General features: G+C 35.0%; 22 protein-coding genes and 1 riboswitch. Of the genes, 20 read left to right on the plus strand and 2 right to left on the minus strand.

The genetic code is table 11. The features are described 5' to 3' along the window. Positions 1–2: 2 nt before the first annotated feature. The 6 genes from EG359_RS17005 (at position 3) to EG359_RS17030 (ending at position 5,482) form a co-directional block, all read left to right on the plus strand. Positions 3–1,160, plus strand: a complete 1,158-nt coding sequence (locus EG359_RS17005; RefSeq protein ID WP_076353303.1) for a hypothetical protein — start codon at positions 3–5, stop codon at positions 1,158–1,160. 68 nt (positions 1,161–1,228) lie between these two features. Further along, entirely contained in the window at positions 1,229–2,260 is a 1,032-nt protein-coding gene (locus EG359_RS17010) for an AAA family ATPase (RefSeq protein WP_076353465.1), read from the plus strand. A 60-nt stretch (positions 2,261–2,320) separates the two neighbouring features. Then, a complete protein-coding gene (locus EG359_RS17015; RefSeq protein ID WP_076353304.1) occupies positions 2,321–2,629 on the plus strand; it encodes a four helix bundle protein in 309 nt (102 codons plus the stop codon). Positions 2,630–2,696: 67 nt separating this feature from the next. Continuing rightward, positions 2,697–4,019 carry a DUF58 domain-containing protein gene (locus EG359_RS17020; protein WP_076353305.1) on the plus strand — a complete coding sequence of 441 codons (1,323 nt, stop codon included), beginning with the start codon at positions 2,697–2,699 and terminating at the stop codon, positions 4,017–4,019. Between the two features lie 30 nt (positions 4,020–4,049). Then, the gene (locus EG359_RS17025; protein WP_076353306.1) at positions 4,050–4,988 is read left to right on the plus strand and encodes a proline dehydrogenase family protein; all 939 of its coding nucleotides are present in this window, start codon (positions 4,050–4,052) and stop codon (positions 4,986–4,988) included. Positions 4,989–5,062: 74 nt separating this feature from the next. Next, on the plus strand, positions 5,063–5,482 hold the full coding sequence (locus EG359_RS17030) for an OsmC family protein (RefSeq protein WP_076353307.1): 420 nt from the start codon (positions 5,063–5,065) through the stop codon (positions 5,480–5,482). Positions 5,483–5,559: 77 nt separating this feature from the next. On the opposite strand, the gene EG359_RS17035 is transcribed toward EG359_RS17030, so the two are convergent. Next, positions 5,560–8,175, minus strand: a complete 2,616-nt coding sequence (locus tag EG359_RS17035) for an MGH1-like glycoside hydrolase domain-containing protein (protein WP_076353308.1) — start codon at positions 8,173–8,175, stop codon at positions 5,560–5,562. 187 nt (positions 8,176–8,362) lie between these two features. After that, positions 8,363–8,470, plus strand: a riboswitch (SAM riboswitch). Positions 8,471–8,536: 66 nt separating this feature from the next. Between EG359_RS17035 and EG359_RS17040 the strand changes: the two genes are divergently transcribed. The 10 genes from EG359_RS17040 (at position 8,537) to EG359_RS17085 (ending at position 21,074) form a co-directional block, all read left to right on the plus strand. Next, a complete protein-coding gene (locus EG359_RS17040; RefSeq protein ID WP_076353309.1) occupies positions 8,537–9,475 on the plus strand; it encodes an alpha/beta fold hydrolase in 939 nt (312 codons plus the stop codon). A gap of 4 nt (positions 9,476–9,479) precedes the next feature. Beyond that, the gene (locus EG359_RS17045; protein ID WP_076353310.1) at positions 9,480–11,018 is read left to right on the plus strand and encodes an ACT domain-containing protein; all 1,539 of its coding nucleotides are present in this window, start codon (positions 9,480–9,482) and stop codon (positions 11,016–11,018) included. A 144-nt stretch (positions 11,019–11,162) separates the two neighbouring features. After that, positions 11,163–12,323: an O-succinylhomoserine sulfhydrylase gene (locus EG359_RS17050; protein ID WP_076353311.1), complete on the plus strand. Its 1,161-nt coding sequence runs from the start codon at positions 11,163–11,165 to the stop codon at positions 12,321–12,323. 32 nt (positions 12,324–12,355) lie between these two features. Then, the gene (locus EG359_RS17055; RefSeq protein WP_228435005.1) at positions 12,356–12,748 is read left to right on the plus strand and encodes a four helix bundle protein; all 393 of its coding nucleotides are present in this window, start codon (positions 12,356–12,358) and stop codon (positions 12,746–12,748) included. Continuing rightward, complete coding sequence (locus EG359_RS17060; RefSeq protein ID WP_076353313.1) at positions 12,723–13,733, plus strand: homocysteine S-methyltransferase family protein; 1,011 nt, start codon at positions 12,723–12,725, stop codon at positions 13,731–13,733. The genes EG359_RS17055 and EG359_RS17060 overlap by 26 nt, the downstream gene beginning before the upstream one ends. Before the next feature lie 83 nt (positions 13,734–13,816). Beyond that, entirely contained in the window at positions 13,817–14,908 is a 1,092-nt protein-coding gene (locus tag EG359_RS17065) for a fatty acid desaturase family protein (protein WP_076353314.1), read from the plus strand. Between the two features lie 5 nt (positions 14,909–14,913). Continuing rightward, positions 14,914–17,574: a methionine synthase gene (metH, locus tag EG359_RS17070; RefSeq protein ID WP_076353315.1), complete on the plus strand. Its 2,661-nt coding sequence runs from the start codon at positions 14,914–14,916 to the stop codon at positions 17,572–17,574. A gap of 7 nt (positions 17,575–17,581) precedes the next feature. Beyond that, the gene (locus EG359_RS17075) at positions 17,582–18,748 is read left to right on the plus strand and encodes a hypothetical protein (RefSeq protein ID WP_123867430.1); all 1,167 of its coding nucleotides are present in this window, start codon (positions 17,582–17,584) and stop codon (positions 18,746–18,748) included. Between the two features lie 44 nt (positions 18,749–18,792). After that, the gene (metF, locus tag EG359_RS17080; RefSeq protein WP_076353317.1) at positions 18,793–19,752 is read left to right on the plus strand and encodes a methylenetetrahydrofolate reductase [NAD(P)H]; all 960 of its coding nucleotides are present in this window, start codon (positions 18,793–18,795) and stop codon (positions 19,750–19,752) included. A gap of 125 nt (positions 19,753–19,877) precedes the next feature. Then, positions 19,878–21,074: a tyrosine-type recombinase/integrase gene (locus EG359_RS17085; RefSeq protein ID WP_076353318.1), complete on the plus strand. Its 1,197-nt coding sequence runs from the start codon at positions 19,878–19,880 to the stop codon at positions 21,072–21,074. A gap of 62 nt (positions 21,075–21,136) precedes the next feature. On the opposite strand, the gene EG359_RS17090 is transcribed toward EG359_RS17085, so the two are convergent. Further along, positions 21,137–21,712, minus strand: a complete 576-nt coding sequence (locus EG359_RS17090) for a S24 family peptidase (RefSeq protein WP_164463075.1) — start codon at positions 21,710–21,712, stop codon at positions 21,137–21,139. Positions 21,713–22,005: 293 nt separating this feature from the next. Between EG359_RS17090 and EG359_RS17095 the strand changes: the two genes are divergently transcribed. From EG359_RS17095 to EG359_RS22520, 4 genes are all read left to right on the plus strand, one after another. Next, on the plus strand, positions 22,006–22,281 hold the full coding sequence (locus EG359_RS17095; RefSeq protein ID WP_076353320.1) for a hypothetical protein: 276 nt from the start codon (positions 22,006–22,008) through the stop codon (positions 22,279–22,281). 1 nt (position 22,282) lies between these two features. After that, complete coding sequence (locus EG359_RS17100) at positions 22,283–22,561, plus strand: hypothetical protein (protein ID WP_076353321.1); 279 nt, start codon at positions 22,283–22,285, stop codon at positions 22,559–22,561. Positions 22,562–22,620: 59 nt separating this feature from the next. Beyond that, a complete protein-coding gene (locus EG359_RS17105) occupies positions 22,621–22,884 on the plus strand; it encodes a hypothetical protein (protein ID WP_076353322.1) in 264 nt (87 codons plus the stop codon). Positions 22,885–23,054: 170 nt separating this feature from the next. After that, on the plus strand, positions 23,055–23,231 hold the full coding sequence (locus EG359_RS22520; protein WP_164463076.1) for a hypothetical protein: 177 nt from the start codon (positions 23,055–23,057) through the stop codon (positions 23,229–23,231).

Raw genomic sequence — 23,231 nt, forward strand, 5'->3', positions numbered from 1 at the left:
CCATGAATAAGACTTTCAGAATATATGCTGTAATCTTCATCGTTGTGATGGTTATTTTGGCATTGCTTGAAGTTAATAAAAAAGAAACCACCAACTGGCGTAAAAATTTTGACACCAATGAAAAGTCTCCTTTTGGCCTGTTTGTTTTTAATAATGAAGCCAAGGATCTTTTTAAGAACAATCTGAAGAAGATTGATCAGGCTCCTTATGAATACTACAGTCAGTACAAAAAAAACAACCACAATATTGTTGTTATTGAAAATGATATTGATGGTGAATCCTGGAAGAAAATTCTGGATCAGGTATCAAAAGGCTCAGATGCATTATTGATTGTGAGCCGGATGCCTAAGGAAATTTCAGATAGCATCGGGTTTTATGATTCGGAGATTTCCTTTGAAGAACAGAATGTCTTGAAACTTACCGATACAAAATATCAGAATGATTTTATTAAATTGGATAAATTTCCGTCTGGTAGAGGATTTTCATTCATTAAACCTAACGTTGAAGTACTCGGGAAAACGGTAGAAGACAAAAATACAGATCAAGCCAACTTTATTAAGGTGAAGTTTGGAAAGGGGAATATATATGCTCATAGCGAACCACTTTTTCTTACCAATTATTATCTGTTGAAACCCGGAAGTGTAAAGTATACACAAGATGTATTTTCTTATCTTCAGGACAGGGAAACCCTTTGGTTTGTGGAGAGCAGTACGAAATCTTCAAGTTTCTTTATGAGATTTGTACTGGGAAATCCAGCTTTGAAGTACGCCTGGTGGGTATTTCTGGGTGGATTGATCCTTTTCATCTTCTTTAATGCCAAGAGAAAACAAAGAATTGTCCCTGTCATAGAACCATTGCGAAATACATCGTTAGATTTTGTAAAAAGCATTGGAAATCTTTATCTTCAGGAAGGAGATTTTCATGATATGATGGCCAAAAAAGCCCAATATTTCCTGAATAAGGTAAGAATGGATTTTCTTATTGATACCCAGAATTTAGATGATGAATTTGCCAAAAAGCTGCAGTTAAAGACCGGAAAAACAATGGAAATGATTAATGAAGCAATTCATCTTATCAAAAAAGGGCAGGATCCCTATTCCAGTGTGATGAAAGAAGATCTGGTAAGAATGAATAAGCTCCTTGATGAAATATTAAAATAAGAGCATCCTAACAGGATGATTTAATAAAAGATAGAATGAGTTCTATCGAAAAACCAAAGATAAAAATTATGGAAAACTTTGATAACGAAAATATAGAAAATCAAACTTCTATAAACCTTAATAAAAACGAAGATCAGTTTCAGTCCCGTATTGATATGATTGAGCTTCGTGCAAGTCTGGATAAAGTAAAAGCCGAAATAGGCAAGGTGATTGTAGGACAGGAAAGCATGATAGAACATCTGTTGGCAGCATTGCTTTCTAATGGCCATGTACTGATTGAAGGAGTTCCAGGAGTAGCCAAAACAATTACAGCTAAGCTATTGGCAAAGACCATTGACGTAGGTTTCAGCAGAATTCAGTTTACACCGGATCTGATGCCTTCCGATATTTTAGGGACTTCAATATTCAATGTGAAAAACTCAGAATTTGAATTTAAAAAAGGACCTATTTTCTCCAATTTTATATTAATTGATGAGATCAACAGATCACCGGCGAAAACACAGGCTGCATTGTTTGAAGTAATGGAAGAAAGGCAGATTACGATGGATGGTACCCGTTACATTATGGAGGAACCTTTCCTGGTTGTAGCTACACAGAACCCTATAGAGCATGAGGGAACATACAGGCTTCCTGAAGCTCAGCTTGACCGTTTTCTATTCAAAATTAATGTAGGGTATCCTAATCTTGAACAGGAAATTACCATTATTAAGAACCAGCACGAAAGCAAAAAAGAAGATAAAACAGAGGGTGTAAACAAAGTAATTACTGCAGAGCAACTGAAAGGGTATCAGCATTTGGTAAAAGAAATCATTGTAGAGGCTCAGTTGATGGAATATATTGCTAAAATTATCATTAACACCAGAGAAAATCAATTCTTATATCTGGGGGCTTCACCAAGAGCATCCTTGGCACTGCTTACGGCTTCCAAAGCTTTTGCAGCATTAAGAGGAAGAGATTTTGTAACTCCCGAAGATATCAAGGAAGCAAGTTATGCTGTGTTAAGGCATAGAGTAATCGTTTCTCCGGAAAGAGAAATGGAAGGTCTAACTGCTGATGAAATTATCCGTCAAATTTTAGAAGGAATAGAAATTCCTAGATAGGTAGTAGATAATAGGTGGTGGGTAGCAGGTGATAGAGAGTGAATGCTTAAATTATTACATATGGCAAATTTTAAAGAGCTTTTAGTTTGGCAGAAATCTATTGATTTTGTTACTGACATTTATAGAGCGACAGAGCTTTTTCCTAAGAGTGAAATTTATGGATTGATTTCGCAAATAAGAAGAGCAGCTGTTTCCATACCATCTAATATTGCTGAAGGAAATTCAAGAAGAAGTTGTGCTGAAATTGAAACACAGTTGACCATTTGCAAAAACCTTAATTTATTAAATGAAGAAAGTTATTTAAAATTAAATCAGGGAATTATTGAAATTACTAAAATGTTGAATGGTTTAATTAACTCCTTACAATAATAATGAAAGAGATAAAGTTAATAAGGGGCCACCTAAAACCTATAACCTCCTACCCACCACCTAAACAATGAAAAACTTATACATTAATACACGTTTCTTCTTTACACTTATCGGAGTGGGGGTACTGTATGTTCTTGCATTTTTCTTTCCGGGGTTGATATGGGTTGCCCATATTGTACTGCTACTCTGTTTTCTTGCCGTCATGGTAGATTATTTGCTGATTTTTAATCAAAAAAAAGCTTTACAGGCACAGAGGATTTTACCGGAAAAATTGTCCAATGGTGATGAAAATTTTGTAAAGATTGATATTAAAAATAATTACAGCTTTAAGATCACCACTAAAATTATCGATGAAATTCCGTTTCAATTTCAGAAAAGAGATTTCCTGATTGAAAAACAGATTAACCCAGGAGCAAATACTTTCTTTCAATATACGCTGGAACCTAAGGAAAGAGGACAATATCATTTCGGAAGTCTGAATATTTATGCTTCATCACCGCTGGGATTTGTCTCAAAAAGATTTAACTTTCAGAAAGATGCAATGCTTGCGTCTTATCCATCCTTTGTTCATCTCAGAAAATATGAGTTGATGGCTTTACAGAGCGAATTTTTGTTAGGCGGAATCAAGAAAGTGAGAAAGCTGGGACATACGATGGAATTTGAACAGATTAAGGAATATGTTCCCGGAGACGACATCAGAACAATTAACTGGAAGGCTACATCCAAGGCTAATCGGTTAATGGTCAATCAGTTTCAGGATGAAAAATCACAGCGTATTTTTATGCTGATTGATAAGGGACGAACCATGAAGATGCCTTTTAACGGATTAAGTTTATTGGATTATTCCATCAATGCTACCATGGCGCTGTCTCATATTATTTTAAGAAAAGGAGATAGAGCAGGGATGATGACATTCTCAAAAAAAGCTGAAAATAAAATTGCAGCGGAGAATAAATCAGGGCAATTGAAAAAAATATCAGAGGCACTTTATAATATTAAAACAGATTTCTTTGAAAGTGATTTCAACCGTTTGTATCAGGATGTGAAATACTCTCTCAACCAGAGAAGTCTGATTCTGCTGTTTACCAACTTTGAAACGTTGGACGGATTGAACCGACAGTTGAAATATCTTCGTGGAATTGCAAAGAATCACCTGTTGGTAGTGGTGTTTTTCAAGAACTCAGAATTACAGACCATGATTAACAAGAATCCTGAAAATATGCAGGAAATCTATGATGAAATTGTAGCCGAAAAATTTGAATTTGAAAAGAAACTCATCATTCAGGAGCTTCGTAAGTATGGAATCTATACCGTATATACCCTTCCGGAAAATTTGAATATCGATGTTATCAATAAGTATTTGGAGATAAAAGCGAGAGGAATTTTATAAAATATTTTAAATTACAAATCAAAAAATAAAATGGAACTAAAAGAAAAGGCAGGTGCACTTTTGAAAATAGCTGCATTAAATGAAGGGGCAAAAGAATATATTCTTAACAATCCTGAGCTCTTTAAACTCTTACTGAAAGCAGCTAAAAGATATATAGGAGGAGAAAAAATGGAAGAAGCTATTGTTACTGCTAAAAGAATTAATGCTAAAGGACTTCCAACTTCACTAGAGTTTATGGGGGAAAGTACCCGTTCTGTGGAAGAATCAGAATTGGTAACTCAACATTTCACTAATTTGATTAATAAAGTGAAAGAAGAGAATATTAATTCTATCATTTCTTTGGATTTATCTCATATAGGTCTTGCAATTGATAAGGATCTCGCTTATAATAATTTAGTGTTATTAGCAGAATCAGCTTATAAAAAAGATATTGAAATAGTGATTAGCGCAGAGGGAATTGATAGAACTGATAATATTATTAATACCTTTTGTAAAATATCGCCTGATTTTCCCAATGTAGGAATTACCCTTCAGGCTTATTTAAACCGTACTCCAAAAGACCTTGAACGAATATTGAATGAAACACAAGGGAAAATAAGAATTGTAAAAGGGGCTTTTGCTGTTCCTTCAGGACATGCTGTAGAGAGAGGAAAACATTTAGACGACCTATACATTAAATATATTGAAACACTTTTCCTTAAAAACAGAAGGTGTTCTATTGCTACCCATCATAATATAGTTCAAAATAGAGTTAAAGAGCTCATTGAACAATATGATATTCCAAAATCTAAGTATGAATTTGAAATGTTACTGGGAATACAGGAAGATCTGTTGAATGAAATGTATAAAGAAGGTTACCCATGCCGGCAGTATATAGTGTATGGTGATGAATGGTATTTGTACCTGTGTAACCGAATTGCAGAAAATCCGGATAATCTTTTTCAGGCTATGGTTGATATCATGTCTTAGCCCCAAGGTTTAATCCCCAAAGTTTTTTATATTTGAATGAAAATATAAAAAATCCTGAAATATAAATCCGTACAATGAAAATTACACTGAACAGAATAAACGACGACTTTTTATTTGAATGTACAAACGCTCAAGGAAATTCTATCCTTTTGGATAATACTTCCCAGCCGGGAGCTAAAGGAGTTTCTCCAATGGAGAGTGTACTGATGGCAGTAGCAGGATGCAGCGGAATAGATGTGGTTTCTATTCTGAAGAAGCAGCGTCAGGAAATTAAAAGTTTTCAGGCAGAAGTAGAAGGAGAGAGAGTACAGGTAGATGACGCCAAGCCTTTTAAGTCAATCAATGTAAAATTTCTTTTAGAGGGAGAGATTGATCCTAAAAAAGCTCAAAAGGCAGCAGAACTGTCTTTTGAAAAATATTGTTCTGTATCAAAAACTTTAGAGCCTAATGTAGAAATAGGATATGAAGTCTTCGTTAACGGAGAAAAAATTTAATCTCTGATATAAAAATAGAAAAAGCCGGATAATTTATCCGGCTTTTTTATTACTCATTACCTATTATTCATTGTTTATTAAAAGGTAAGTCTGGGTTTTATCAACTTTGCTACGGTGGCAGTCCATCCTGTCTGGTGGGAAGCACCTACGCCACGTCCGTTATCCCCATGGAAATATTCAAAGAATGTAATATAATCCTTAAAATGCTCATCGTAATTGAACTTTGGGTTTCCTCCATTAAAAGCACGTTGCCCATGTTCATCCTTTAAGAAAATAGAACAAAGTCTTTTGCTTATGTTTTGAGCTACTTCATCAAGGTTTTTCTTTTCACCACTTCCGGTTGGAAGTTCTACTTTCAGACTGTTTCCATAATAATAATGGAAACGCTGTAAACTTTCTACAATCAGAAAATTAATAGGGAACCAGATGGGTCCACGCCAGTTGCTGTTTCCTCCAAACATTCGGCTGTCGCTTTCTGCAGGAGTATAGTAAACCATATTTTCATTCCCATGTACAGAAAATACAAACGGGTTTTCTTCATATACCTTAGACATGGCACGGATTCCATAAGAACTTAAAAATTCCTTTTCATCAAGCATTCTGGTTAAAACCTTTGTCAGTCTATTTTTACGAAGAATACTCATCAGGTGTTTTCTCCCTTGCCCTTCCTCATCCCAGTGGGAGACAAGTTTGGTGAGTTCCGGCTTATTTTTCAAGATCCATTCCATTCTGGTTTTGAAGTTGGGCATCTTTTCAAGCAGTCTGTGATCAACAATTTCTACTGCAAACAATGGAATTAATCCAACAATACTTCTCAATCTTAAAGAAACACTATTTCCGTTTCCAAGCTGGAGAACATCATAGAAGAAACCATCTTCCTCATTCCATAGCCCTTTTGTTCCTTCACCCAGATTTTCCATTGCCTCAGCGATATAAAGATAGTGCTCAAAGAATTTGATGGCCATATCTTCATACACCTGATAATATTGAGCAAGTTCCATGGCAATACGCATCATGTTTAATGCATACATGGCCATCCAGCTTGTTCCATCTGCCTGCTCAAGATGCTGACCATCCTGTAAAACCATGTTTCTATCAAAGGCACCAATATTATCCAGCCCAAGGAAACCACCACCGAAAATATTATTTCCGTTTTTATCCTTTCTGTTCACCCACCATGTAAAGTTCAGAAGAAGTTTTTGGAATACTTTCTCCAAAAACAACAAATCGGGTTTGCCGTTATTTTTCTCATCAATCTTAAAAACCCTGAAGCAGGACCATGCATGTACAGGAGGATTCACATCACTCATATTCCATTCATAGGCAGGAAGTTGTCCGTTAGGATGCATATACCATTCCTTGGTAAGAAGTAAAAGCTGTCCTTTGGCAAATTCTGCATCAATGATGGATAAAGGAACACAATGGAATGCCAGATCCCAGGTTGCGTACCAAGGATATTCCCACTTATCAGGCATGGAAATAATATCTTTATTGTGAAGATGATTCCATTCCGTATTTCTTACATATTCATTAAAGTTTCTGGGAGCCTCAAAATTAGGATCACCTTTCAGCCACTTCCCGATATTGTAGTGATAAAACTGCTTATTCCAAAGAAGTCCGGCAAAAGCCTGCCTTTGAACATTCTTTTCATCTTCATTGGTTGTATCGTTTTGAACTTCGCTATAAAACTCTTCAGTTTCAGCTATTCTGGTTCTGAATATTTCATCAAAATTTTCAAAAGGTTCATCACTTTCATTAGGACATAATCTGAATTCAAAAACCTTGGATTGCCCGCCTCCGATAAATTCATCAATCAGAAAAGACGCCTTGGTGCCTCTTTTTTCAGGATTTACTGTATTACTTTGATGAATAATAAAATCATTGATCCCATCTTTAAAGTAGGAGTTTTCTGCTTGGGGCGTTCCATATAACTTTGGAGTATTGGTTTCATTATCACAAAATATACTTTGAGCATTTGAATTTCTTGAATACAACTTTTTAATGGAAATGCTATCGTGTCCAATATCAATACTTCCATCATGGGAAGCATTCATCTGTGCTTTATAAGTGTTATAGCCCCATTTCCAGTTATTTCTGAACCAGGCAGTAGGCGCCACTACAATGGGAGCGTCGTTTTGGCTTCGGTTGCAAATAGTAACTCTGGCCAGAATATCATTGTGATCAGCCTTGCAGTATTCAATGAAGATGTCAAAATACTCATCATGGTCAAAGATTCCCGTATCGAAGATCTCATATTCCGGTTCCTGTTTACTGCGTCGTCCATTTTCGGCAACTAGATCATCGTACGGAAATTCATTAATAGGATATTTGTAAACCATCTTCATATAGCTATGAGTAGGCGTATTATCCAAATAATAGAAGATTTCCTTGATATCTTCGCCGTGATTTCCCTGTGGATTACTCAATCCAAAGAAACGCTCCTTTACAATTTTATCTCTTTTATTCCAGAATGAAAAAGCAAAGCAGAATAATTGCTTTACATCGGAAATTCCGGCAATACCTTCTTCTCCCCAACGGTATGTATAACTTTCAGCATTATCATGATTGGTATAGTTCCATGCATTTCCATTGGTGCTGTAGTCTTCACGTACATTTCCCCATTGCCGGTTGCTTACATAAGGTCCCCAGTTTTTCCATTTGGTATCTTGTAATCTTTCTTTTTCGGCGATCATATATCATCATTTTCCATACGAAGTTAGTTTTTTTGCAAAATAATTCCAATTCCCTCCATCTGAATAATTATTAATATGGTCTTGAAAGACTTGTGTTTAAGGGCTTTTTTAAATATTAAATTAATTTTTTTTTGATTTTAAAAGAAAAGAACTACCTTTGCATCATTCGTTCATTCAAATATTGAAAATGTTATCAAGAAAGGTTGAGGGATTAGACCCTATGAAACCTTAGCAACCCTTTGCGCAAGCAAAGAAGGTGCTACGTTCTACCAAAATTATTTTGGACAGATAACTTACTGAAGTTCTTTTCAGCCATTTCTTGTGGCATTTTCAATTGTATTAAAATAATAATATAATAGAATTGAAAACAGAACTAAACTATATTAATCTTTCGTATCAAACCTATTCCCAAAAGGAATACAATATCTCGTTAAGCTATGAGCTTTTCGGGAAAGACCTGTTTACAGCACCTGTTATTCTAATTAATCATGCCTTAACCGGAAATTCAAACGTATCCGGAGAGAAAGGATGGTGGAAGCAGCTGGTAGGAGAAAATCAGATCGTTGATACAAATAAATATACTGTTCTGTGTTTCAACATCCCCGGAAACGGATATGATCATTTTTTAATTGAAGATTATGAAAACTTCACCCCATCAGATATAGCCAATATATTTCTGAAAGGGCTGGAAGCTTTACATATCAAAAAACTATATGCCATTATTGGTGGCTCTCTTGGTGGAGGAATTGCATGGGAAATGCTTGCAAAGCAGCCTAAGCTTGCGGAAATCTTTATTCCTATAGCATGCGATTACAGAACTCACGATTGGCTTCATGCGCAATGTCTGGTTCAGAAATTTTTATTGAATGATAAAGAAGAACCATTACAAAAAGCAAGAATTCATGCCATGTTGTGTTATAGAACTCCAGAATCTCTTAACGATAGATTTCAAAATAAGTACAATCAGGAAAAGCAACGCTTAGAATCAGAAGACTGGTTGGTTTATCATGGCAATGCATTAAACGAAAGGTTTAGTTTACAAGCATACAGGCTAATGAACCATCTGCTGATGAATATTAATGCTGATGAAGCCGCGCTGGAGAAAATAGAAGCACGAATGCACATGATCTCCGTAGATACAGACTTATTCTTTCCTGCTTCTGAAATCCGAATGTGTTTTGAGAACTTAAAAAAGAAAAAAGAGAATATTTCTTATCACGAGATCCAATCTATGCAGGGGCACGATGCCTTCCTAATGGAATATCAACAATTAAATAATATCATAAAAAACATTTTATAGAGTAATGAAAAATGCTAACGAAATAAAATTTTTAAAGAACAGATCAATCGTCAAATTTGAAGGAGAAGATTTCCTGGGAGAAATCGGTATTGACGGACGAATTTTTAAAGCGCTTACTTTAGCGCGTATCAGTGTAGGAGTAATCTCTCAGCAAGCCATAGAAAACGGAATTTCTATTTTGGTTCAGGAAAATGACGCAGAAAAAGCAGTCGCTTGTCTTATAGATGAATTTGAAGCAGAAAGAAAATCAGGAAAAGTATCACAAATCTATAGTATTAATAATGTTTCTGTCATTGGGTTTGTAGCAGAAGACTTCAATAAAGTTTTTGCTGAACTGGCCAGAAACAACGTTTTCCCATTGCTTTTAAACCAAGTAGCAGGAGAAAACAGAGTGAATATTGTGGTGACTTCTTCACAGGACGAAAAAACAAAAAACATCATAGAATCTGAAATCTTCAAAAAACCAAAGCCCGTTCATCTTGCAATCATTGGTCATGGTAACGTGGGAAAAACTTTGATAGAACAGGTTCTGGAATCTTCAGAAGAAATTAAAAGACGTAAAAAAATAGATTTAAAGGTTGTTGCAGTAGCTAACTCTAAGAAAATTGCCTTCAACAAGAAGGGTTTTGATGCTAACTGGGCAGAAGAGGTTTTAACTGCAGAACACCCATCAAGCGTTCAGGAGTTGATTAATTTCTCTAATGAAAATCAATTGGAAAACCTGATTGTTGTGGATAACACAGCAAGTAAGGACTTTGTTAAGAACTATCATGCTTTGGCAGAAAACGGGTTTGATTTAGTCTCTTCCAACAAAATCTTCAACACACTTCCTATCGAGGAATATAGAAAACTAAGATATACGTTAAGCAAAAATAACAGACGTTATCTGTATGAAACCAATGTAGGAGCGGGGCTTCCGTTAATTGATACCATCAAATTATTACACCTTTCAGGAGAAAATATCACAAGAATTAAAGGTGTATTCTCCGGAACATTGAGTTATGTTTTCAATAATTTTTCTTTGAGAAATGATAAATTCTCAACGATCATCAATGAAGCTCTGGAAAAAGGGTATACAGAACCGGATCCAAGAGAAGACTTGTCAGGAAATGATGTGGCTAGAAAACTATTGATTTTAGCAAGAGAGCTGGATCTAATCAACGAATTCGACGATATCAATATTCAAAATCTGGTTCCGGAAAGCTTACTTTCAGTTTCAAAACCAGAATTCCTTTCCAGGCTTGAAGAACTGGATGAAGAATATCAAAAAATTAAAGAAAATCAGGAGCCTGATCATGTATTGAGATATGTTGGTGATTTACACGGTGACTTACAGAAAGACAAAGGTGAGCTGGATGTAAAACTGATTTCTGTACCTGCCACTTCAGCTTTAGGACAGTTGAAAGGTTCAGATTCCATCTTTGAGATTTATACAGAAAGCTATGGGGAAAACCCAATTGTAATTATGGGAGCCGGAGCCGGAGCACAGGTAACTGCAAGAGGAGTATTCGGAGATATTTTAAGAGTAAGTGAAACGAAATAATAATGTACCAATATAACAATGTATCAGTTTACCAATAATGGTTATTGTCATTCTGAGCACAGATGATAAATCTGCGAACGCAGTTCAGAAGAATCTGATTGTTACATTATTAGACTGCTACATTGTTACATTAATTAAAACTATATGGAAAATTTTGAAACATCAGCAATAAGAACCCAGACTGAAAGATCTCAGTTTGATGAGCACTCTACACCATTATATCTTACATCCAGTTTTATTTTTCAGGATGCCGAGGATATGAGAGCCAGCTTTGCTGAAGAAAAACCTAAGAACTTATACAGCCGCTTTTCCAATCCTAATGTAACTGAGTTTACAGATAAAATTGCAAAAATGGAGGGTGCAGAAGCAGGATATGCATTTGCTACAGGTATGGCAGCCATCTATTCAACGTTTGCAGCTTTATTGAATGCAGGAGATCATATCGTAAGCTGCCAGTCAGTTTTTGGATCTACACATACTTTGTTTACCAAGTATTTCCCGAAATGGAATATTGAAACTACCTATTTCAAAGCTGGAGATGCAGAGAATGTTGAAAAATATATTAAGCCTAATACAAAGATCTTATATCTTGAAACGCCTACCAATCCGGCTATAGAAATTCTTGATTTAGAGTTTTTCGGGCAGATTGCAAAAAAACATAACCTGATATTTATTGTAGATAACTGTTTTGCAACACCTTATCTTCAGCAGCCAATTAAATATGGTGCAGATGTTGTTGTGCATTCTGCAACGAAGTTGATTGACGGACAGGGAAGAGTGTTGGGAGGAATAGCAGTAGGTAAAGAGGACCTGATCAGAGAGATCTATCTTTTCGCAAGAAATACAGGACCTGCGTTGTCTCCTTTTAATGCATGGGTATTATCAAAAAGCTTAGAAACATTGGCTATCCGTGTAGAAAAACACTGTGAAAATGCCTTGAAAGTTGCTGAGTTTTTAGAAAGCCATCCTAACGTAGAATTGGTGAAATATCCATTCCTGAAATCTCACCCAAGCTATGAAGTAGCCAAGAAACAAATGAAGCTTGGAGGAAATATTGTTGCCTTTGAAATTAAAGGCGGAATAGAAGGCGGAAGAAATTTCCTGGATAAGATAAAAATGTGTTCCCTTTCTGCTAACCTTGGTGATACAAGAACGATCGTTACACATCCCGCATCCACCACGCACTCCAAATTGTCAGATGAAGAAAGAAACGAGGTAGGAATTACAGCAGGATTGGTTCGTTGCTCTGTAGGATTAGAAAATGTAGAGGATATCATTGCAGATTTAAAACAGGCTTTAGACTAGTTGAAAGATTATAGTTGACAATTGATACATAGATGATGAGTAGAGACTGTACAGAACTAGAAGCTTGGATGGAAGGGAAAAAGCTGGTGAGCCTGGCTTATATTTTGACCACAAGCTTTCCTAAGAAAGAATTATCAGGTTTAGCCAATCAGGTAAGAAGAATTGCGACTTCAGTTCCATTAAATATAGCTGAAGGATACGAAAGAAGAACTTCTAAGGACGATGCATTACAATTTCTGCATACTGCTCAAGAGTCTCTCTGTGAATTGGAAACTAAATTTTGTATCGCTTTAGATCAGAAATATGTATCTAAGGTGAATTTTGAAATGATCAGTAAAAAAATTCACTTGTCTAAAAAATTGACGAGCGGATTTATAAATTATTACAAAAAGACAGAAAATGAAAAATTCAGAACAATTATATAAAGCTTTATCCGAAAGAATTTTAATTCTCGATGGGGCAATGGGAACAATGCTTCAGAGATATAAGTTTGAGGAAGAAGATTACCGTGGTGAGCGTTTCAAAGACTGGGAACATCCGGTAAAGGGAAATAATGACTTACTTTCCCTTACACAGCCTCACGCCATTGAAGAAGTTCACAAAAAATATCTGGAAGCAGATGCAGATATCATTGAAACCAATACATTCTCCGGAACTACAATTGCCATGGCCGATTATCACATGGAAGATCTGGTATATGAACTGAACTACGAGTCTGCAAAGATTGCCAGAAAAGCCTGTGATGAATATACAGCCAAAAATCCTGATAAGCCGAGATTCGTAGCAGGATCTATCGGGCCTACAAACAGAACGGCAAGCTTAAGCCCGGATGTAAATGATCCTGGATATAGAGCCATAACATTCGAAGAACTGAGAGTTGCCTACAGACAACAATGTGAAGCATTATTAGATGGAGGTTCAGATATTCTGTTAGTAGAAACCATCTTCGATACATTGAATGCTAAAGCAGCTTTGTTTGCAATAGATGAATTACAGGAAGAAAGAGGAATAAAAATTCCGATCATGGTTTCAGGAACCATTACCGATGCTTCAGGGAGAACGTTGAGCGGTCAGACAGCAGATGCTTTCCTGATCTCGGTTTCCCACTTGAATTTGTTAAGCGTTGGATTCAACTGTGCACTGGGAGCAGATCAGCTGACACCTTATCTGGAAACATTGGCCCATAATTCAGAATTTTATATTTCAGCGTATCCAAATGCCGGTTTACCCAATGCTTTCGGAAAATATGATGAAACTCCGGAAGACATGGCCAGACAGATCAAGGAATATGTGGAAAAAGGATTAATCAATATTATCGGAGGCTGTTGTGGTACCACGCCGGAACATATCAAAGCGATTGCTGATCTGGTGAAAAATTATCCGCCAAGAAAATTGAAAGAATTTGTGTGATTTGATAGATTTTTTTAATTAAAATCAATAATGTGGGCTAAATTATAAATATTAACTTTAAATAAATCATAAAGTCTATTATAATGGAAAAGCCGATTTATTTAAAAGATTCAGATGATATAAAACTCTTTAATGAACTGAGAAAGAAGGTGAACCAGCGAGTAGAAGCAATTCCTGAAAACAGGGATATCTATATTCAGATAAAAGCAGTGATTTTACCCCTTATCTATGTCGGTTTATATTTCGTAGCGATTCTTAATGCAGAGAAGCAATGGGTTTATATATTGAGTTTTGTGTTAATGGGAATTTCATTGGTTTTGATTTATTTAAACTTAATTCATGAAGCAGCCCATAACAATATCTATAAAAGCAAAAGGCTGAATGGGTTGGTATTGCACATTTTTGATTTTATAGGAGCCAATTCCTATATCTGGAAAAAAAGACATATCGCAAGCCACCATGCTTATCCTAATGTAGATGGATGGGATACAGATATTGAGCAGAGTGGTTTACTTTTAATAGTACCATGGATAAAGGCAAAAGGAGTTCAGAAGTATCAGCATAGGTTTTTCTTTTTAGTATATCCGTTGTATTTATTCAACTGGATGTTCATAAGAGACTTTAGAGACTTCTTTGACAAGGAAAGAGTGATTTTAAAAACCCAGGGAAGAATACCTGTTATGGAGAAAGTAAAAATGGTGAGTTATAAACTGTTTTACTTTTTTTATCAGATTGTGGTTCCTGTATTGTTCTTTAAAGTATCAATTGGTTTGGTTTTAGGAGCTTGGTTTTTACAGGTGATTGCAGCAAGCATTTTTGCACTGTTTGTTTTATTGCCTCTGCATCCGCTTCCTGACAATGCTTTTCCAAAATTGGATAAAGATAATGGGCTTCCATTTAGCTGGCTGCGTCATCAATTGGAAGTAACGAATGATTTAAAAGAAAATAACTGGTTGGTAAGAAATGTATTAGGGAACTTTAATTTTCATGTGGCTCATCATCTTTTTCCCAATTACAGTTATATGTATTACAATGAGATCACAGAAGAAATAGAAGAATTTGCTAAAGAACACCACTTGGCATACAAACGATTTCCGTTGTTAACCGCTTTAGGTAAGCACAGGGATTTATTGAGGCAGAACGCAAACAATGCCTATTATATTTTAGAAGAATAAAATAGATGAAGTATTTAAGATTATCAGGCCTTGAGCCTCTTATCATAACGCCGGAGAGTAATTTCATCAATGTTGGTGAAAGAACTAACGTTGCCGGTTCCAAAAAGTTTTTAAGACTAATTAAAGAGGAGAAATTCTCTGAAGCATTAGACATTGCCCGCCATCAGGTAGAAGGAGGGGCACAGATTCTTGATGTCAATTTTGATGATGGATTGATTGATGGAAAAGCATCCATGATTAAATTCCTGAACTTAATTGCCTCAGAACCGGATATCGCAAGGATTCCTATCATGGTAGACTCTTCCAAATGGGAAATTTTGGAGGCTGGTCTTCAGGTGGCCCAGGGGAAATGCGTGGTAAACTCCATCAGTTTAAAAGAAGGAGAAGAAGAATTTATCAAGCATGCAAAAGCAATCAAAAGATATGGAGCTGCAGTTATTGTAATGGCATTTGATGAGGTGGGGCAAGCTGACAATCTTGAACGAAGAATAGAAATTTCAAAACGTTCCTATGATATTTTGGTCAACGAAATCGGTTTTCCGGCAGAAGATATCATTTTTGACTTAAATATCTTCCCGGTTGCAACAGGTATGGATGAGCATAGAAGAAATGCCATCGAATTTATCGAAGCAACCCGATGGGTAAGACAGAATCTTCCTTATGTCTCTGTGAGTGGGGGAGTAAGTAATGTTTCTTTCTCATTTCGTGGAAACGATACGGTAAGAGAAGCCATGCACTCGGTATTTCTTTATCATGCCATTCAGGCAGGGATGAATATCGGTATTGTAAACCCTGCGATGCTGGAGGTTTATGATGAAATTAATAAAGAGCTTTTAGAGCTTGTAGAAGATGTAATTCTTGATAAAAGGGAAGATGCTACGGAAAGGCTTCTCGATTATTCTGAAAAACATAAATCAGTCAAAAAAGAAAAGGCTGAAGACCTCGAATGGAGAAACAATCCATTACAGGAAAGAATTACCTATGCTCTGGTAAAAGGTATTGACCGCTTTATCGAAGAAGATGTAGAAGAAGCCAGACAATTGGCAGAAAGACCACTTCATGTCATAGAAATTAATCTGATGACTGGAATGGGAGTGGTAGGAGATTTATTTGGAAGTGGAAAAATGTTTTTACCACAGGTAGTGAAGTCTGCAAGAGTAATGAAAAAAGCAGTGGCTTATTTACAGCCTTACATTGAAGCTGAAAAAGACGGAACAAGACCTGCCAATGGAAAAATCTTAATGGCTACTGTAAAAGGAGACGTTCATGATATCGGTAAAAATATTGTGAGCGTTGTTTTGGGTTGCAACAACTATGAAATTGTTGACCTTGGAGTAATGGTACCTGCGGAAAAGATTATTCAGACAGCCATTGCAGAAAAAGTAGACGTGATCGGATTAAGCGGATTGATTACACCAAGTCTAGATGAAATGGTGTACATCGCATCAGAATTAGAAAGACAAAATTTAAATTTTCCTTTATTAATCGGTGGTGCAACAACTTCAAAAGCACATACCGCCGTGAAAATTGATTTAAAATATAAAAATGCAGTCGTTCACGTGAATGATGCTTCCAGAGCTGTAAACGTGGTAAGCTCATTGTTGGGAGACAGAAATAAAGAATATGTTTCCGACTTGAAGAGTGATTATTCGGACTTCAGGGAGAAATTCCTGAACAGACAGGTGGATAAAGACTATGTTTCCATTCAGGAAGCAAGAGAAAACCATTTTAAAATTGATTGGGAAAACGAAGATATTTTCACACCAAATAATTTGGGAATAACAATAGTTGAAAATCAGGATCTGAATGAACTTCTTCCTTTCATCGACTGGTCACCGTTTTTCAGAAGTTGGGATCTCCACGGGAAATATCCAAATATTTTAGAAGATGAGGTAGTAGGAGTACAGGCAAAAGAACTTTTCAAAGATGCTCAGGTTATTTTAAAGAGAATTTTAGATGAAAAACTCTTAACGGCAAAAGCCATCTTCGGAATTTTTAAAGCCAATGCCAATGAAACGGATGATATCCTAATTTTTGATGAAAATAATAATGAACAAGCCAAATTTTTAACCTTAAGACAGCAGGCTCAAAGATCAAAAGGAAAAGACTATCTGGCATTAAGCGATTTCATAGCACCACAAAGCTCCGGCAAAACCGATTATGTAGGTGCATTTTGTGTAACTACCGGTTTCGGAACGGATGAATTATCCGCCGAATATGAAAAAGCACATGATGATTATAACTCCATCATGGTAAAAGCCCTGGCAGACCGTTTCGCCGAAGCTTATGCTGAATTTTTACACAAAAAGGTAAGAACAGAATATTGGGGCTATGCTAATCAGGAAAGTTTAAGCAATGAAGAGTTAATTGCCGAACAATATAAAGGAATTCGCCCTGCACCAGGTTATCCGGCATGCCCGGACCACTTAGAAAAGAAAACAATCTGGGATCTTTTAAAAGTAGAAGAAAATATAGGCGTTTACCTTACGGAAAGCTTAGCAATGTTCCCAACGGCATCCGTTTCCGGATATTATTTTGGGAGCCCGCATGCTAAGTATTTCGGGTTAGGAAAAATTACAGAAGATCAGCTAAAGGATTATGCAGAAAGAAGAGGTTGTAGCATCCAGGAAGCGAGAAAATGGTTGTCACCAAATTTAGCAGATTAAAATAGACATGAAGATAACAACTAAACTATTGCCGATAATTCTCAATATTCTCAGTATTTGTGTCCTGTTGGTATTGCTTTTCCAGAATGCGGCTTTTCTATTGAGCCCTTCTTTTGATAAATTTGTTTTTAATTCAGACTATTTTATCAACTATACTTCCGGGTTTATAAAAAGAGGGTTAGATGGGCAACTTATTTATGCCATTACAGCATATACGGGGTTTTCTCCTATCAATATTCTACGTGTACTTTATCTTATATTTTTTGTATCACTGTCGGGTATTGTTATTAATATTTTGTACAGATCTAAAATATCTTTATTTTATATTTTTTCTCCATTTTTGTTCTTATTCCCTTTTGTTTACTTCCAATTATATCATATTTCAAAAGATGTTGAGGTGCTTCTAATAGCCTATATAGTACTGTATCTTTTTATAAATGGTAAGTCTAAATGGCTATTGAATATTGCCTTGTCTTTAGGGATTCTGGCGCATGAATCAATATTCATTTTCTTGTTTTTCCCGCTTTTACTCATTCAGTTATTTTATATTGGTAAAGGGAGCGTGGTACAGAAACTTTTAAATTTTGGTATATCCTTGGCGCCTTCCATTATCATATTTTTACTGATATTTCTGAAATTTAACGGCTTATCAAATAACATCCAGATTATTTATGATTCATGGAAGCCTTATAGTACCTATTTACAGGATGTACATTTCAATTCAGGATTATTTGACGGAAGGCCAAGACTGATCTCAGATATAATTAAAGAATCCTATAATATGATTGGTTTAGGACTACTTATTGGGATCAACTTTGTATTTATAACAGCAGGGGCTTACCTCTATTCCCGTCAGAATTTTCTCGTATTGCTGGGGATTGCATTACTTCAGATCATTCCGGTTGTCATCCTTTGTGCTGTAGCTTCTGATTTTGGAAGATGGTTCTTTTTGTCTAACTCTATTTTGTTATTTTCTATGTTCTTACTTCAAGGAAAAGTGCCGTCAGTGAATTTCTCTTGGGGGAGTGGCCACTTTATTATGCGAACCTATGAAATGCTATCATTTCCGATGGTTTGTATCCTTTTTGTGTTGGGAGGAATGCCTTATTTAGGTTTTAATATCTATAGGTATTTCTATTCAAACCCAATTAGAATAATTCTTGACTGGCTTTAGTATTTAATTGAAGCATAGAAAATTAAAATTTTAAAATTTAATAAATGAAAATTACAGATCATATAAAAAATGCAAATGGAAAAACCTTATTCTCCTTAGAAGTGGTTCCGCCACAAAAAGGGATAGGTATTGAAGATCTCTATACAAACATAGATCCGTTGATGGAGTTCAAACCACCATTCATTGATGTAACTACTTCAAGAGAAGAATATATCTATCTAGACAAAGGAAATGGTTTGATGGAGCGCCGTATCACAAGAATGCGTCCGGGAACACTGGGAATTTGTGCTGCCATTCAACATAAATATAATGTAGATACAGTTCCACACTTACTTTGCGGAGGTTTTACCAAAGAAGAAACCGAATATCTTCTGGTAGACTGTATGTACCTTGGGATTGATAATGTAATGGCGCTGAGAGGGGATGCTATGAAAGGGCACCAGTATTTTGAGCCTACACAAGGAGGACATGCCAGCGCAATGGATCTTGTTAACCAGATTAATGATCTTGGAAGAGGGAAATATCTCCACAATGAAGAGCAGGTTTGTGATGAACTTAATAAATTCTGCATTGGGGTAGCAGGGTATCCGGAGAAACATATGGAAGCCCCATCCATGAACTATGATTTAAAATGGCTGAAGCAAAAAGTAGATGCCGGAGCAGATTATATTGTGACCCAAATGTTTTTTGATAATAAAAAGTATATTGAATTCGTTCAGAAAGCAAGAGAAATGGGAATTACAGTTCCAATCATTCCGGGAATTAAACCCATTGCTACAAAAAAACATTTGAAAATTCTTCCTCAGGTATTCAAGATAGATCTTCCGGAAGAACTGATTACTGAAGTTGAAAATGCTAAAAACAATGAAGCCGTAAAGCAAATTGGAATAGAGTGGTCTATTGCCCAATGTAAGGAACTTCTTGATTTTGGAGTTCCTGTTCTACACTTTTACTCTATGGGGAAAAGTGATAATATAAAGAGTATTGCTTGTGAATTGTTTTAAATTGCCTGTTCGGGTTGTTTTTAGGAGGTTTTACAATTATTAGTTGTAAAATAATCTATTTAAAATGTGTATAAAATAAGTATAAAACAGTACTTTTGTTCAGACATTTTTCAGACATTTTTAAAATGGAAATAGAAATCAAACTAGACAAAGTAAAGTTAAGGAAAAAAGGGCATCCTATTATTATTAGTATTTTTGTGAGCAAAAGTGACAGGCAATACCCAGTTACTGGCTACTATTCAATGCCTGAAGATTGGAATGAGAAGAAAAATATTCCAAAGATTTCTCATCCGTTGTATTATGGATTAATGGAATTCATTCATAAAACTAATATCAAAATAAATAGGATTCTTGAAAGGAGATATTTAATGTCTTCCGAAGAGATAAAAAATTTTATATTGAATGATAACCCAGATTCTTTGGTTAAATTTTGGAAGAAGTATGCCGATGAAATAAGAAAAAATGGAAGTGAAAGCAACGCAATAGTATATGAAAATAGGTTAAAGGCTTTGACTTCTTTTAAATCCGATGTTCTTTTTAAAGAAGTCACATATGATTTTTTGGTAAAGTATAAAGAGTTCCATTTTTCAAAAAAAACTAAATCAGGTAAAAAAAGGGTTTCAAATAATACCATGACATTGTATTTAAAAACAATGAAATCAGTAATAAAAGAAGCAAAAAAAAGACGGCTTTATGTTCCGGAAGATTCTTACGATCCTTTTGATGGGACTTATCCAAAATCAACGCCAACTATAGACAAATATCTTGCTATAGAAGAAATGAGAACAATCATCAAATTTAACTATAAGCATAAATTTTACGATTTCTTCATCCTTTGTTTTCTGCTTGGTGGCATAGATTATATTGATCTAAAAAACTTAACTTATGATCATGTAAAAAATGGAAGAGTTGTTTTTGAGAGGTTTAAAGGCGGGACCCATGAAATAATCAATAATTATATATTTCCTCATACATGGGTTATTTTAGAAAAATACAAAGACGATAGCGGTTACCTAGTCCCAATTCACCAATTAGAAAAAGAAAGATTTCAGTTTAGAGACTCATATATGCACAAAATAAGAAGATGGATTAAAAGCATAGGCATTGAGTCTTATGTGTCGACAAAAACACCACGATATACTTTTATTAACATTGGCAAGCAATTATTATTAAGCCGGGATATAATTATGGAATTAACGGGGCATTCACACGGTGATGTACATTCTATTTATGAGGGTAAGTATCCTGACCACGTAAAAGATGAAGTGCATAGAAAAATAATTGATGCCGTTTTCTTAGATTGGATTAATGAAATAAAATAATAAAAAAGGTCCCGTTTGGGGCTTTTTTTTTCATTTATTGTTTATTTCGTGCGATTTAAGCATTATCTATTTATTCGTTTTGTTCTTCCGCTTGTTCTGTGTTCTACTACATTATATAAGAATGATACCTCATGAAGATTAAGTGTGAAATCTTTATACTTGCCATCTGTATTCAATGAATGACATACAATTTCTCCAGTTTCCACATTGTGATTGGTTATTTCTTTAAGCATTATGCCTTTTGTTCCGTGTGCAATAATGAAATCATAATCTTTATAATGTAGCTTGTACTGCCATAGATCTCGTTTTATTTCTCTTCCTATTACTATATCACCAGAGTAATAATATGGCTCCATACTGTCACCATCAATCTCAAAGGCCATATATTTACCCTTGTATTCTTTATCTGCTTCAACCAATACCACTGGTAGATCTTTTAAATAATCATCTGCATAATAGCTATCTGTATAGCCAGCTCTGGCTTTGTTTGTAACCAATCTTACTTCTATATGTGACGGATATGTCTTAGGCTTTAGGTTGGATTCGATAGTATAATCGGCAAAGTCGCTAAGATTGATATCTAGTTTATTTTCAATAGTTGTAATAAAGTTGTCGGGAGGTTGTAGTTTTTTATTCATGTACTTGCTTACATTTCCTTTATCAGCTCCAGTTATATCAACGATATCCTTGTTTCGTAACTTTCTTATTATGACTAAGTTATAAAACCCTATTATTTTTTCTTCTAAAGTTAATTGATCCATTTATTTAGAATGTTTATAAATTACAACATAATTACAACAAATTGAATAAAAGTTGTTTTTGTTGTAAAAAAGTTGTTATATTTGTTATCAGATAACAGCATGCAAATATAAACAAAAGAAATGTTTATAAAAATGTGGAAATCCCTGAAAATATTTAAAACATATTACTTATGAAAAGAATTGAAGTTGGTAATTATTTAGACAATAATCTTACTGAGTTACTAAGTAAGAACACGACATTGAAAGATGCTGCCAATATTGGAGCGGAGACTAACATTAGTTCTTCATTAATTCTAAAGGTTAAGAATGGAACGTCGAGAGTCACTGAAATGAACAAAAAGGCTATTGATAAGCTGCTCGTTATTGCTTACCAAAATATTGAGGCAAACGAGAAAGAAGCTAAGAAGAACAAAAGAACTTTGAAAACGATATTAGACTGCATTTAAAATGGATAATACAGTATTGATTCCAGATGGATATGTTCTTGTGCCTGTAGCCTGGGCTGAAAAATACTTTAATAAATCATTTTGGTCAGAAATACAAGAACCTAATATTAATGAAGTGGCTGAATATCTAGGAATAGGCATTGAAAAAATAAAAAAAGACTTAAGAAATATAGATTGTCCTCTTAGGAAATCGGAAAAAAGCAGATCCGGTAGAGGCAATAAAACAAAGTTTCATAAGTGGTCAGTAGAAGAATATAAGGTTTGGTTAAGAAATAAATAAATAAATAAACCACCTGTTGGCGCAGATGGCAATTAATAATCAAAAAAAGTTTTGAATTTATGAGTACAAATGTAAAGCAAAAATTACCAAACGTCCAAATAAAAGGACCAGAAATATCAAAAAAAAGAGCTGAGAAGATAGCAAGAAACATTAATGCTATGAATACGGACTATCAAAGACTGGATGATAGAAGATCATGGAGATTTTGGAAAAATTTAGAAAGTGTATTGAGAAAGAAAATTTCATCCCTTTCGATTAATGATATTGAAGTTATAAAACCATTATTGAATCCAGTAGAAGCAGAATTCTTTAACTTAAATTGATATGAAAATAGCATTAAACTTAATTCTATTCGTAAATACTATTTACGTGTTGATCTGTTCAGAAAACCAAGATGCATCAGTATTCTTTTTTCCGGTTTTCATTTATGTGGTTTTCGGATTTCTAAGATTTTGCCACAAAGATTTTTCTAAATACCTAAATACTCCAAATCATGAAAAAAATACATAGAAAAAGAAGTTGGAAAAAAATAATTATTGATAATAAAAAGGATAATCTAACCCATACAAGGCAAATCCATGATGCAACCTTATTTCAAGAATGGTTTGCAAAAATGGGAGGATTGATTGAAAGTGATGATATGGAAAAAGTAATTGAAAAATTCAAGTAA

This window comes from Chryseobacterium joostei (assembly GCF_003815775.1).
Lineage (GTDB): Bacteria > Bacteroidota > Bacteroidia > Flavobacteriales > Weeksellaceae > Chryseobacterium > Chryseobacterium joostei.

Excerpts from the sequence above, each read along its gene's own strand:
- EG359_RS17005 (WP_076353303.1), top strand. The coding sequence starts at position 3 with ATGAATAAGACTTTCAGAATATATGCTGTAATCTTCATCGTTGTGATG.
- EG359_RS17010 (WP_076353465.1), top strand. The coding sequence starts at position 1,229 with ATGGAAAACTTTGATAACGAAAATATAGAAAATCAAACTTCTATAAAC.
- EG359_RS17015 (WP_076353304.1), top strand. The coding sequence starts at position 2,321 with ATGGCAAATTTTAAAGAGCTTTTAGTTTGGCAGAAATCTATTGATTTT.
- EG359_RS17020 (WP_076353305.1), top strand. The coding sequence starts at position 2,697 with ATGAAAAACTTATACATTAATACACGTTTCTTCTTTACACTTATCGGA.
- EG359_RS17025 (WP_076353306.1), top strand. The coding sequence starts at position 4,050 with ATGGAACTAAAAGAAAAGGCAGGTGCACTTTTGAAAATAGCTGCATTA.
- EG359_RS17030 (WP_076353307.1), top strand. The coding sequence starts at position 5,063 with ATGAAAATTACACTGAACAGAATAAACGACGACTTTTTATTTGAATGT.
- EG359_RS17035 (WP_076353308.1), bottom strand. The coding sequence starts at position 8,175 with ATGATCGCCGAAAAAGAAAGATTACAAGATACCAAATGGAAAAACTGG.
- EG359_RS17045 (WP_076353310.1), top strand. The coding sequence starts at position 9,480 with ATGAAAAATGCTAACGAAATAAAATTTTTAAAGAACAGATCAATCGTC.
- EG359_RS17050 (WP_076353311.1), top strand. The coding sequence starts at position 11,163 with ATGGAAAATTTTGAAACATCAGCAATAAGAACCCAGACTGAAAGATCT.
- EG359_RS17055 (WP_228435005.1), top strand. The coding sequence starts at position 12,356 with ATGATGAGTAGAGACTGTACAGAACTAGAAGCTTGGATGGAAGGGAAA.
- EG359_RS17060 (WP_076353313.1), top strand. The coding sequence starts at position 12,723 with ATGAAAAATTCAGAACAATTATATAAAGCTTTATCCGAAAGAATTTTA.
- EG359_RS17065 (WP_076353314.1), top strand. The coding sequence starts at position 13,817 with ATGGAAAAGCCGATTTATTTAAAAGATTCAGATGATATAAAACTCTTT.
- metH (WP_076353315.1), top strand. The coding sequence starts at position 14,914 with ATGAAGTATTTAAGATTATCAGGCCTTGAGCCTCTTATCATAACGCCG.
- EG359_RS17075 (WP_123867430.1), top strand. The coding sequence starts at position 17,582 with ATGAAGATAACAACTAAACTATTGCCGATAATTCTCAATATTCTCAGT.
- metF (WP_076353317.1), top strand. The coding sequence starts at position 18,793 with ATGAAAATTACAGATCATATAAAAAATGCAAATGGAAAAACCTTATTC.
- EG359_RS17085 (WP_076353318.1), top strand. The coding sequence starts at position 19,878 with ATGGAAATAGAAATCAAACTAGACAAAGTAAAGTTAAGGAAAAAAGGG.
- EG359_RS17090 (WP_164463075.1), bottom strand. The coding sequence starts at position 21,712 with ATGAATAAAAAACTACAACCTCCCGACAACTTTATTACAACTATTGAA.
- EG359_RS17095 (WP_076353320.1), top strand. The coding sequence starts at position 22,006 with ATGAAAAGAATTGAAGTTGGTAATTATTTAGACAATAATCTTACTGAG.
- EG359_RS17100 (WP_076353321.1), top strand. The coding sequence starts at position 22,283 with ATGGATAATACAGTATTGATTCCAGATGGATATGTTCTTGTGCCTGTA.
- EG359_RS17105 (WP_076353322.1), top strand. The coding sequence starts at position 22,621 with ATGAGTACAAATGTAAAGCAAAAATTACCAAACGTCCAAATAAAAGGA.
- EG359_RS22520 (WP_164463076.1), top strand. The coding sequence starts at position 23,055 with ATGAAAAAAATACATAGAAAAAGAAGTTGGAAAAAAATAATTATTGAT.